At 68.9% G+C, this 11644-nt stretch carries 9 protein-coding genes; 4 read left to right on the forward strand and 5 right to left on the reverse strand.

Features of this window, described 5'->3' with window-relative positions; translation table 11 throughout:
* Positions 1-15: 15 nt before the first annotated feature.
* A complete protein-coding gene (locus ACWEWT_RS09235) occupies positions 16-1392 on the reverse strand; it encodes a replication-associated recombination protein A (RefSeq protein WP_452557815.1) in 1377 nt (458 codons plus the stop codon).
* A gap of 335 nt (positions 1393-1727) precedes the next feature.
* Positions 1728-2894 (reverse strand): phosphotransferase family protein, encoded by a 1167-nt coding sequence (locus ACWEWT_RS09240; RefSeq protein WP_452557816.1) that lies wholly within the window; start codon positions 2892-2894, stop codon positions 1728-1730.
* Between the two features lie 191 nt (positions 2895-3085).
* On the opposite strand from ACWEWT_RS09240, the gene ACWEWT_RS09245 reads away from it, so the two are divergent.
* Complete coding sequence (locus tag ACWEWT_RS09245; protein WP_452557817.1) at positions 3086-4105, forward strand: hypothetical protein; 1020 nt, start codon at positions 3086-3088, stop codon at positions 4103-4105.
* Between the two features lie 21 nt (positions 4106-4126).
* On the opposite strand, the gene aspS is transcribed toward ACWEWT_RS09245, so the two are convergent.
* A complete protein-coding gene (aspS, locus tag ACWEWT_RS09250; RefSeq protein ID WP_452557818.1) occupies positions 4127-5947 on the reverse strand; it encodes an aspartate--tRNA ligase in 1821 nt (606 codons plus the stop codon).
* Between the two features lie 145 nt (positions 5948-6092).
* Here aspS and ypfJ point away from each other — a divergent pair, with 145 nt between their 5' ends.
* The gene (ypfJ, locus tag ACWEWT_RS09255) at positions 6093-7019 is read left to right on the forward strand and encodes a KPN_02809 family neutral zinc metallopeptidase (protein WP_452557819.1); all 927 of its coding nucleotides are present in this window, start codon (positions 6093-6095) and stop codon (positions 7017-7019) included.
* 18 nt (positions 7020-7037) lie between these two features.
* Here the strand turns inward: ypfJ and ACWEWT_RS09260 are convergent, their stop codons facing one another.
* On the reverse strand, positions 7038-8645 hold the full coding sequence (locus tag ACWEWT_RS09260) for a hypothetical protein (RefSeq protein WP_452557820.1): 1608 nt from the start codon (positions 8643-8645) through the stop codon (positions 7038-7040).
* The gene (locus tag ACWEWT_RS09265) at positions 8642-8959 is read right to left on the reverse strand and encodes a type VII secretion target (protein ID WP_452557821.1); all 318 of its coding nucleotides are present in this window, start codon (positions 8957-8959) and stop codon (positions 8642-8644) included. Before ACWEWT_RS09265 ends, ACWEWT_RS09260 begins: the two co-directional genes overlap by 4 nt.
* 201 nt (positions 8960-9160) lie before the next feature.
* On the opposite strand from ACWEWT_RS09265, the gene ACWEWT_RS09270 reads away from it, so the two are divergent.
* Together ACWEWT_RS09270 and ACWEWT_RS09275 are read left to right on the forward strand one after the other, a co-directional pair.
* Positions 9161-10162 carry an NAD-dependent epimerase/dehydratase family protein gene (locus ACWEWT_RS09270; protein WP_452557822.1) on the forward strand — a complete coding sequence of 334 codons (1002 nt, stop codon included), beginning with the start codon at positions 9161-9163 and terminating at the stop codon, positions 10160-10162.
* A 31-nt stretch (positions 10163-10193) separates the two neighbouring features.
* Positions 10194-11207, forward strand: coding sequence for an Rv2578c family radical SAM protein (locus ACWEWT_RS09275; RefSeq protein WP_452557823.1), 1014 nt, complete (start codon positions 10194-10196; stop codon positions 11205-11207).
* The last annotated feature ends 437 nt before the right edge of the window (positions 11208-11644 follow it).

The raw sequence follows: 11644 nt of genomic DNA on the forward strand, positions 1-11644 counted from the left end.
CGCGCACCCGAATTATCACCGAGCCGGGTTTCCGGGCCGCAGACCGCGGACGATCCTGCGCAGCGTGCTCACCCGGGGCCCGACCGCGCGTTCGTGACCGTGGTCGGTGGGGTGGTAGTAATCCACCCCCACGAGTTCGTCGGGCGGGTACTGCTGGGCGAGCACTCCGTCCGCGGCGTCGTGCGGGTAGCGATAACCCTGGGCGTTGCCGAGCTGTTCCGCGCCCGCGTAGTGCCCGTCGCGCAGATGCGCGGGCACCGTCCCCGCCTTCCCGGCGGCCACATCGGCCATGGCCGCGCCGATGGCCGCGACCACCGCGCCCGATTTCGGCGCGGTCGCCAGATGGATGGTGGCCTGTGCCAGCGCCAGCCTGCCCTCCGGCAACCCGACCAGCTGCACCACCTGCGCCGCCGCGGTGGCGGTCTGCAACGCGGTCGGATCGGCCATCCCGATGTCCTCGCTGGCGTGGATCATCAGGCGGCGGGCGATGAAACGCGGATCCTCACCGGCGGTCAGCATTCGCGCCAGATAGTGCAGGGCCGCGTCGACATCGGATCCACGAATGGATTTGATGAAGGCACTGATCACGTCGTAGTGCTGGTCACCGGCGCGGTCGTAGCGCACGGCCGCTTTGTCGATACTGGCCGCCACCAGGTCGAGATCCACCGTCCCGTCCAGCGAGGATTCGGCCGAGGCCTCGAGCGCGGTGAGCGCGCGCCGGGCGTCACCGCCCGCGATACGGACGATGTGGTCGAGCGCCTCGCCGGTGATCGTGTACTGCCCGTCCAGACCGCGCGGATCGGCGGCGGCCCGGGTGAGCACGGCGCGGATATCGTCGGCCCCGAGCGAATGCAGCTGCAGTACCAGCGACCGCGACAGCAGCGGTGCGACCACCGAGAACGACGGGTTCTCCGTGGTCGCGCCGACCAGGAGCACGATGCGGTTCTCGACCGCGGCCAGCAGCGCGTCCTGCTGTGTTTTGGAGAATCGGTGCACCTCGTCGATGAACAACACCGTTTGCTCCCCCGCGGTCAACCGCCGCCGCGAGATATCGATGACCGCACGCACCTCTTTGACCCCGGCCGACAACGCGGACAGCGCTTCGAACCGGCGGCCGGTCGCATGGGAGATCAGCGAAGCGAGGGTGGTCTTCCCGGTCCCCGGCGGACCGTAGAGCAGAACCGATGCCGCCCCCGACCCTTCGACCAGCCGGCGCAGCGGAGAACCCGCCCCCAGCAGATGTTGCTGGCCCACCACCTCGTCCAGTGAGGCGGGCCGCATCCGCACCGCGAGCGGTGCGTGCGCGCCACCATCCCGTGCGGCCGCGCCCGCGAAGGCGATATCCGGTGCGCCCGCCCCCGCACCGGGCATCTCGAACAGACCGTCACTCATGACTGCGACCGTACCGTCCACCGCCGACACCCCGACCGGCGTGCGGGCACGATCCACTGCCCCGGACAGGCAGCCACCGAGCACTCACCGAACCGTCGACCTTCCCGGGTCGATCACCACACATCGACGCGCAAACCTTCCGCCACTCGCGCCGTTACCGCAGCGGCGCCCACGATCGCGAACGGTGGACCAGCCGTACCTTCCCGGCGAGGTGCCGAGTCCGCACCGGTTCCGGGAAGACGCAGCGAAGGACCGGAGTCGACAGGAACCCGCACCGACCCGCCGAAGGGACCACTGACAACACAGCCCCGAGGTGCGGGGCGCGTGAGCACCTCTCAGCTGAAATGCTCGTCGAGGACCGCGCAGACCGCTTCGGCGAAATCGCCGACCGCGTCGTTGCCCAGGCATCGCGCGTCTTCGGCCAGGCCGGCCCACCGGTTGAGCAGTGCGTCCGAGCGCGGCACCGACAATCCGTGTTCACGGGCCGCGGCGACGCGCGCGTGGTCGGCCGGCAGGAACCAGTAGGTGCTGAGCCATACCCAGATGAGCCGGGCTTCGAGGATCTTGTCCGCGAGCAGTGCGTCGTCGGCGAGGGCCGGCCAGACACCGACCACTTCGGCCCGCCAGGCCTCCACCATCTGCAGTGCGCGCTCGCGGGAGAGTTCGATATCGCACAGGCATCCGGGGAAGGAGACCAGTGCGTAGGCGATATCGAGGGTGGCGTCCCGGAATCCGCCCCATTCGTAGTCGAGGATGCGGGCACCCTCTTCGTTGAGGATCACATTGTCCGGGCACAGATCCGAGGGGCTGAAGGCGCGGAAACGGCCGCCGGTGAACAGTCGCGCGCCGTGCGCGACCTGTTCGCTGACCTCGTCGGGGACCTCGATATCGAGTTCGCGGCGGAGCAACGCCGGCATCTCCGCGAGGGCGGCCTCCGCCTGCTGCGCGATTCCGTCCACCCGGTGCACGACGTCGACCCGGCGCAGCAGCGCCACGAAATCGGGCTCGCGGCCCACCGTCGCGGCATGCATCCGGCCGAGGGCCTGCGCGAACGCCATCATGGCGTTGCGGGTGGCCGGTTCGACACCGGCGCTCAGCACATCGGTGAGTTTGGTGTTCTCCCCCAGATCGCTGAGGACCAGCAGGCGCTCGGGCAGGTTGTGCGCGATCAGGTAGGCGCCGGGGCGCTCGCCCCGGCTCAGCGCGGTGGTGAACTGATAGGACACTGCTTCCCGGAGGAAGGCCGAATCGACGCTGGCGACGCCCGGGGTGACGGTGACGTTCTTCGGGTCCGATACCGACCCGCGCACCTGCTTGATGATCAGGGTGCGGGGCAGGGAGAAAGCGTTCTCGGCGACCCGGACGCGTAGGACGGTCGTCCGTCCGCTACCGCTGAGTTCGGTGGGATCGCTCAGCTTCACCGGAGCACCCATTCGCTTTGTGAGCAACTGCTGTGCTGCGGATACGACTTCGGTGGCTCGTTCGGCCAGTAGTGCAGTCATCGCATCTCAAGTTACTCGCATCCGGTCACTTCTAGCGAGCGGTTGAACAACCTTTCCGTGTCGGTCGGCGTGTCCGCTCGGTTCTCCGCCGCCCGACCGGCCTGCTTGACAGCGCTGAGCGGGTCGGGTTTTCTCGATCTGAACTGCTGTGCGCCACACCGGAAACCAGCTGCGTCGAAAGGTATGCCAGCGTGACCGACACACCGCGTTCCGTCCCGGCCGCTCCCGGTGATCCGGCCACGGCAGGCAGACAACCCCCGGCACCGGACGCGCCGCGCCCCGCGGCGGACACCGCATCCGGCAGCGCCGCGGTGAGCAGCGACACCCCGCTCCCGGGTGCCCCGCCACCGTCCGGCAAACCGGTCGCCCAACAACCCACCGTCTCGGATACCCCCGGCGCGCCACGCTACACACCGCCGCCCGAGCCTGCCGGATCCGGCGCACCCGGACCCGGCGACCGGGGCACCGGTCCGCACGACGCCACGGAAACCGGCACGGCCCCCGGACAGCCCGTGTACGGCCCACCCGGTAGCGGACCCGATCCGAATACCCAGGTCTACGGATATCAGGCGTACGGCACCGGGATCCCCGGCCGGCTGGATATCGGGCATGCGCTCAGTTACGGCCTGGAGAAGTTCAAACTCAACCCCGGTCCCTGGGTCGCGGTGACCTCGCTCGGCCTGATCATCTACCTGGCGTTCTATCTGGTCGTCCGGGTCGTGGAGCCCCGTTCGGCGCTGAGCCTGTTCGTGATCTTCGCCGCGGTCATGGCCGCCTTGTGGCTGTTGCAGGCCGCCATGGTCCGTGGCGCCCTCTACGAAACCGACGGTTATCGTCCGGGTTTCGGCTCCTACTTCTACCTGGGCAGTATGGCGAACGCGTTCCTGACCGCGTTGCTGGCCTTTCTCGCCACCACCCTCGCCTCGGCCCTGTGCCTGCTTCCCGGGATCGCGGTGGGAATCGGCTGTATGTTCTCCCTGCATTTCGCGATCGAACAGGGCCAGAGCCCGGTGGAAGCCATCAAATCCAGTTTTCTGCTGGTGCTGCGTGATCCGTGGCGCGTGCTGCTGCTGGTGCTGACCGTGCTGACCGTAACCGCATTGGGCCTGCTGGCCTGCGGATTCGGCCTGTTGGCCGCGGGCCCGGTGGCGGTGATAGCGGTGACCTACGCGTATCGCACGCTCACCGGAGGCCCGATTTCGCCCGTATAGCCGGAGTCGGGTGAGCCGGAGCTAGGCGCCGACGGTCCCGGCCGGCTGCGCCGCGCCGTTGGTCTCGGCCGCCTTCCCGTCGGTCCGGGGTACGGCGTCCAAGCCGGCTTCTTTGCGCTGGAGCGCGGTGATCGGCGCCGGCGCGTCGGTGAGCGGATCGACGCCGCCGCCGGTCTTCGGGAAGGCGATCACCTCACGAATGGAGTCCAGCCCGGCCAGCAGTGCGACGATCCGGTCCCAGCCGAAGGCGATCCCGCCGTGCGGCGGGGCGCCGAAGGCGAACGCGTCGAGCAGGAAGCCGAATTTCTCCTGCGCCTCGTCCGCACTGATGCCCATCACCTCGAACACGCGTTCCTGCACGTCCTTGCGATGGATACGGATACTACCGCCGCCGATCTCGTTGCCGTTGCAGACGATGTCGTACGCGTAGGCGAGCGCGGCACCGGGATCGGTGTCGAAGGTGTCCAGTGATTCCGGCTTCGGCGAGGTGAACGCGTGATGAACCGCAGTCCAGGCCGAATGCCCCAGCGCCACATCGCCGCTGGCGGTCGCGTCGGCGGCCGGTTCGAACAACGGGGCGTCCACGATCCACACGAACGACCAGGCGTTCTCGTCGATCAGCCCGACCCGGTGCGCGATCTCCGAGCGCGCCGCGCCCAGCAGCGCGCGCTGCGCCTTGGCCGGGCCCGCGGCGAAGAACACGCAATCGCCCGGCTCGGCGCCGACATGCGCGGCCAATCCGGCGCGCTCGTCTTCGGTGAGGTTCTTGGCCACCGGCCCGGTGAGCGTGCCGTCCTCGCCGACCAGCACATACGCCAGCCCCTTGGCGCCGCGCTGCTTCGCCCAATCCTGCCAGGCGTCGAGCTGACGCCGCGGCTGGCTCGCGCCGCCCGGCATGACGACCGCGCCCACATAGGGCGCCTGGAACACCCGGAAGGGGGTGTTCGCGAAGTACTCGGTGCATTCGGTGATCTCCACCCCGAAGCGGAGATCCGGTTTATCGCTGCCGAAGCGCCGCATGGCCTCGGCGTAGGTCATATGCGGGATCGGGGTGGGGATGTGATAGCCGACGAGTTCCCACAGTGCCACCAGGATGTCCTCGGCCAGCAGGATGACATCCTCCTGGCGGACGAAACTCATCTCCAGGTCGAGCTGGGTGAACTCGGGCTGCCGGTCGGCCCGGAAGTCCTCGTCGCGGTAGCAGCGCGCGATCTGGAAGTACCGTTCGATACCACCCACCATGAGCAGCTGTTTGAACAGCTGCGGGCTCTGCGGCAGTGCGTAGAAGCTACCGGGCTGCAACCGGGCCGGCACCAGGAAGTCGCGGGCCCCCTCCGGGGTCGAACGGGTCAGGGTCGGGGTCTCGACCTCGACGAACTCGTGCCGTGCGAGCACCGACCGGGCGGCGGCGTTGACCTTGGACCGCAGCCGGATGGCATGGGCGGGGGCCTCACGACGCAGGTCCAGATAGCGGTACCGGAGCCGGACCTCCTCACCGGGCTGCTCGTCGAGCTGGAACGGCAGCGGCGCGCTCTCGTTGAGCACCTCGAGTTCCTTGACATCGACCTCGATCGCGCCGGTCGGCAGCTCCGGGTTCTCGTTGCCCGCCGGCCGCTGTTCGACCACACCGGTGATCCGCACGCAGTATTCCGCCCGCAACCGGTGCGACTGCTCGGCCGCCGGTCCCTCACGGAACACCGCCTGCGCCACGCCGGAGGCATCGCGCAGGTCGATGAAGATCACGCCACCGTGGTCACGCCGCCGGGCCACCCAACCGGAGAGGGTAACGGTCTGACCGGCCTGTTCACTTCGCAATGAACCGGCCAAGTGGGTGCGCAGCACGGTATTCCTTTCGACGGTCGGAGCACACCGGGACGGCCACCGGATGCGGTTGCCATCGTAGTGGGCCCCGCCGCGCGGACGTAAACGGATATATTGCCAGCACCCGAGCACGCCGCGGCGAACACGTTCACAGACAGGATCAGCCATGACCTTCAACGAGCGTATCCAGATCGACCCCGGCCGCGCCTCTTCCGGACCGGGTCCGGGCCGGGGCGGGAAACTGGCCCTCGGCGGCGGTGCCGGCGGTTTGATCGTGCTGGTGCTCGCCCTGCTGATGGGTGGGGATCCGGGTTCGGTCCTCGGCCAGTTCACCGGTGCCGACGATCTGCGACCGGGGACCGGCCGGACGGCCGGCACTCCGGAGCACTGCCGCACCGGCGCGGACGCCAACACCTACGTGGACTGCCGGGTGGTGCTCACCGCGCAGAGCCTGGACGCGGTCTGGTCGGAGCAACTGCCCGAACAGACCGCGACCGAATACATCGCGCCCGGAATCCGCTTGTTCACCGGCGGCATCTCCACCGGCTGCGGATACGCGACCAGTGAGGTGGGGCCGTTCTACTGCCCCACCGACCGGACCGCCTATTTCGACGTCGGCTTCTTCCAGGAGCTGGTGGACCGATTCGGCGCCACGGGCGGTCCGCTCGCCCAGGAGTATGTGGTGGCCCATGAAGTGGGTCACCACATACAGACTCTGCTCGGTGATATCGGCCGGGCCCAGCAGGACCCCCGGGGCCCGCAGTCCGGTGCGGTACGCACCGAACTCCAGGCGGACTGCTATGCGGGTATCTGGGCCCACTACGCGGACAAGACCCCGGCACCGGGTTCGGATACGCCTTTCCTGGTACCGCTGGGCGATACCGATATCCAGGACGCGCTCTCGGCCGCCTCGGCGGTCGGTGACGACCGGATCCAGGAGGCCGCCCAGGGCCGGGTGAACCCGGAGGCGTGGACGCACGGCGCCTCCGAACAGCGCCAGAAATGGTTCCTCACCGGATACCGCACCGGCGAGGTGGCGGCCTGCGATACCTACTCGGCCGACGATCTGAGCAATCCGGCGAGCCTGCGCTGACCCGCCGGATCCCGGCGCTCAGAACTGGTTGTCGTACCCGGCGTCCTCGTCGGCGTCCACCGCGCCGATGACCTCGGGCGCGGATTCCCCGAGCGGCCCGGTGAGATCGTCGTTACCGGTGGCGCTGCGGTAGGGGTCGACCGTGCGGGAGTGTTCCTCGTCGCTGTTGCGCTGCCCGGCGGCGGCACCACCGGGCGAGCCCATGAAGGAACTCGACGCGGGTGTCGTGGCCGCGGGCATCCCCATGCCCGGCACTCCCGGCCGGAGCACATTCGCCAGCGGCGGCTGACTCGCGCCGGGCAGTCCGGGCACCGACGGAGAGCCCGGCGTGCCCGGCGTCCCGCCGGGTGATCCGGTCGACAGTCCCGGGCTGCCCGTGCTGAGGCCGGGACCGCCGGGGGTGGTGCTCGGGCTGCCGGAATTCAGGCCGGCGAGAGTGGTGGAGGCCGGATCATCGGTGGAGCCCAGGACCGATTCCAGACCCGAGGTATCGGAGGCCATACTCTGCGCCTGCTGCATGATCGGCTCACCGACGCTCTGCGCCACGCTCTGCGCGGCCTCGGCGGCCTGTTGACCGTTCACTCCCGTCAGACTCTGCACCATCCCGCCCAGTTCGGCGGTCTTACCGGCGAGATCCCCGCGGGTGGTATTGGCCACGATCACGGCCTGGCCCAGATGTTCGGTCGCCGAGGCGATGAGCGCGGTCTGCGCGGGCGGAGTCATCACCACCGGCGCGAGCGCGACGGCTTGGCCGATGAACGAGGTGGCGATGGTGCTGAGCTGAGCGTTGCCCTGCTGCACGACAGCGGCGGCGGCCTGGGTCAGCGCGGCGATATCGATACCGCGCTGGCTGGTCTGCAGCCCGGAGTTGTTGGCCTCCTGCCCCGCGGTCTGCGCGGTCTGGGACGCGTCGCTCTCCCAGACCTGGCCCATGGCGGTGAGACTGCTCTTGCCCACGCCCATGGCCATCTCGATGATCTGGGAGGACTGGCTCAGGATCGCGGTCGGGTCGAGCGCCCCGATCACGCCGGTGCCGAAACTGCTGAGCAGATCACGGATCGGCTGGAACAGCACATCGATACCGGGCAGGGCCGGTAGCGCGGCCCCGCCGAGCAGCGCCCCCACCGGATCGGACGGCAACGCCGGGGCGGCCGCCGCCGGAATGCCCGCGGCCGTCGCGGCGCCCGAGGGGCCGCTACCGGCGGCGGTGTTCAGCACCTGGCCGAGCACACCCTCGGCAGTCTCCACCACCGGCGCCGCGGCCTGATCGACCGTACCGAGCAGCTGATTCGCCTGGTCGGAGGCATCCTCGGCCGCACCGGACAGGATGGCCTGCGCATCGGCCGGATCGCCGCCGAGCCCGGACAGTCCCGGCAGACCCGCCGTCGGCACCCCGGCGGCGGGAGCATCGTCGGAGATCCGCTGGGAGAGGACGAATTCCGGCGAGTCCAGCGGCTGCTCGTCGACGGGGAGCTGGGCCAGCGGTACATCCTGGACGGCAGCGCCCGGGTCCGGCTGCACCGAGGGCACCGCGGTTTCCGGAACGCGCGCGGGCGCGGCGGGCACCGCCTGCTGGAGTTCGGGCGCGATCACGCCCGCCGAGGCGGTGGTATCGATCGGTCTCACAGGCCACCCCCGGCCGCACCGAGCGCACCGGATGTACCGTCGTCGGCCACGTCGTAGTTGAGCGCGGAGGTGAAGGCGGCCTCCGACAGCTTCTGGTATTTGGCCGACAGATCGTTGATATCCCGCGCCTGCAGTACCTGGGCGGCGGCGAACATGGCCAGATAGTCGGCACCGATCAAACCGAATACCGGCGTCAGCGACGCGACATTGGCCACGGCGTCGATATTGCCGGCTCCCGCGATCTCGGTGCCGATCCCGGAATTCGTGATCCCGAACGCGCGCAGGGCTTCGGTCGCTACCGAGACATCACTCATCGAGCTCCCCCCTCATTCTTCGTGAACTTCATCGTGGCCACCGCGTAGAACGTCTCGTATGCCGCAACGACGCACACCCCTTGCGGCACCAAATGGTTGCCGCCCGAATATAGCCCACTCGACCGCCCGCACACGAGACACCACGGGAAGGCAAAACTAGAACATGTTGCAAATTAGAACGAGTTCTATATTGTCGTCTCCATGAAGGTCGCAGTGACCGGCGCAGCCGGCTACCTGGGTACGAATCTGCTCCCGCTGCTCGCCGAGCGCGGCGACGATATCGTCGCCATCGACCGGGTCGCGCCACGGCAACCCGGTACGGCGAACGTCACCTGGGTGAGCGCCGACGTCCTGGATCCCGAATCCATGCGGGCCGCACTGGAGGGCGCCGAGATCGTCTACCATCTGGTCGCGGTGATCACCCTCGCCGATAAGCACGACCTGGCCTGGCGCGTGAACACCGAGGGCGTCCGGGTGGTGGCCGAGGCCGCGCACGCCGTCGGGGCCCGCCGGTTCGTACACGCCAGCTCGATCCACGCCTTCGATCAGTACAGCTGCGGCGGCAGTATCGACGAGACGACGCTGCGCTCCACCGAGGCGAGCCTGCCGGTCTACGACCGCTCCAAATGGCACGGCGAGATCGCACTGCGCACGGTGGTCGAAGCCGGCCTGGACGCGGTGATCTGTAATCCCACCGGGGTTTTCGGACCCGCCGACCACGGCACCCCGCTGTCGCGGATCAACCGTTCGCTGCGCGATGCCGCGCGTGGCCGTATCCCGGCCATGATCGACGGCGGATTCGATCTCGTGGATGTCCGCGACGTGGCGCGCGGCCTGATGCTGGCCGGTGAACACGGTCGGACCGGAGAGAACTACCTGATCGGCGGCGAGATGATCTCCATGCTCGACCTCTGCCGGATGGCGGCGCGACACGGCGGGAAGAAGGGACCGCGGTTCTCCATCTCGCCGAAACTGGTCTCGGGACTCATTCCCGTGATGGAACCGATCGGTAAGCGACTCGGCACCGATATCGTCTCGAAGGCGGCACTGGGCGCGCTGATCTCGGCCCCGCTGGTCGATCACGGCAAAGCCACCCGCGAACTCGGGTACCGGCCGCGTCCCATCGACGACACCGTGCGCGATCTGGTCGCGTTCTTCGCCGATCCGCACGCCCCGCTCCCCGATTTCACGCCGACTGCTTGACAGTACTTAGAACGCGTGTTCGACTGGTCCGGTGCGGTGGCAGAACCAAACCCTGGATGCCGACGACGGCGCGCTGCCCGGGCTCGACCGGGCCGGGTTCGCCCGCACCGTACAGACCCCCGAATTCGACGGGATCACCTTTCACGAGGTGCTCTGCAAGAGTGCGCTGAACAAGGTGCCCGACGAGTCGAATCTCCCGTTCCGGTGGACGGTCAATCCGATGCGCGGCTGTTCGCACGCCTGCCGGTACTGCTTCGCGCGCGGTTCCCACGAATACCTGGAACTCGACGCCGGAACCGATTTCGACACCCAGATCGTGGTGAAGACCAATATCGCCGCGGTCCTGCGGCGTGAACTGACTCGCCGATCCTGGCATCGGGAGAAGGTGGCGCTCGGCACCAATACCGACCCCTACCAGCGAGCGGAGGGCCGGTACCGGCTGATGCCCGGAATCATTCGCGCGCTCACCGATTCCGGGACCCCGTTCTCCATCCTCACCAAGGGCACCCTGCTGCACCGGGACCTGCCACTGCTGACCCTGGCCGCGCGCGAGGTCCCGGCACATATCGGTATATCGCTGGCCCTGCTCGATCCCGAACTACACCGGGGCCTGGAACCCGGCACCCCGTCCCCGCGCGCCCGGCTGGATCTGGTGCGTGCCTGCAGTGATGCCGGATTCGCGGTGAACGTCATGGTGGCTCCGGTGATCCCGTACCTCACCGACGGCAGGGCCCAGCTCGACGAGCTCTTCGGCGAACTCGCGGCGGCCGGCGCGGTATCGGCGGTGACCCTGCCCCTGCACCTGCGCGGCAGCACCCGGGGCTGGTTCCTGGGCTGGCTGGCCGAACACCATCCGGCGCTGCTGCGCCGGTACCGCCAGCTGTACCGGGGCGCGGTGGTCGCCCCCGAGTACGCCGGCTGGTTGCGCGAACGTATCGATCCACTGCTGGAAAAGCACGGCCTGCTACCCGAACGGGCGGACGAACCCCGCACCCCGCCCGCCGCCGAGCCCCGGACAGAGCCCCAGCTCGAACTGTTCGGCTGACCCGCCCAGCGACCGGATGATCCCCTCGGTTCCCGACCGGGCACGAAACCCCGGTCCACGGCTGCCCATGCCCCGCCCACCCGATGGACGGAGCCGGAGTAGCTCATCCGCCGTCCACGCACGGCCGGAACGGCAGCTGTGCGCAGTCCACCCACAGCCGAAACACCGCAGTCGGCGCGAAGGCAGGGTGAGCACGCAGCGCACGACCTGATCGAAGGCGGAGATACGCGAACAGCGCACTACCTGAGCGAACCCGGTGCGATACGCACAAAGGGCACGAGCTGCGCGAACGCGGAGGTACGCACGAAGCGCAGGCCGGAGCGAACGCGGAGGTACGCACAAAGCGCAGGCCGGAGCGAACGCGGAGGTACGCACAAAGCGCAGGCCGGAGCGAACGCGGAGGTACGCACAAAGCGCAGGCCGGAGCGAACGCGGAG

Source organism: Nocardia sp. NPDC003963, assembly GCF_053605105.1.